Here is a 342-nt window from a genome sequence, read left to right on the forward strand (position 1 = left end):
CTGATCTGCGGGGCACTGTTGCGATACACATAAATGCCGTTTTGGCTACCGCGAATTGTATTACCGGCTATCTGTGGGGCAATCACCGCTTCTGCCGAAGCAGCCCGGGTATCGATACCGGTGTAGTTGTTCAGCAACTGTGAATTGCGTACAGAGCCGTCGCCCCCGTTATAGTGCACCCCTTTAGCAGCGCAGTGTATTTCGGCATACTCAATTGATGTCGTGGCCCCGGCAACAACCTCAATTCCTGGCCAATCCTGCCTCTTGGTACTGATACCATCACAGGCCTCTACAGTTGGCTTAAAGACAACTGGAGAGGATTGACTACCAGATACTACTAGA

1 protein-coding gene is annotated in these 342 nt (G+C 51.8%); it reads right to left on the bottom strand.

The features are described 5' to 3' along the window. A partial coding sequence (locus tag Q1A48_RS21500) for a hypothetical protein (RefSeq protein ID WP_299948930.1) occupies positions 1 to 342 on the bottom strand: 342 nt, incomplete at both ends.

Origin of the sequence: uncultured Microbulbifer sp. (assembly GCF_947489355.1) — a bacterium.
GTDB lineage: Bacteria > Pseudomonadota > Gammaproteobacteria > Pseudomonadales > Cellvibrionaceae > Microbulbifer.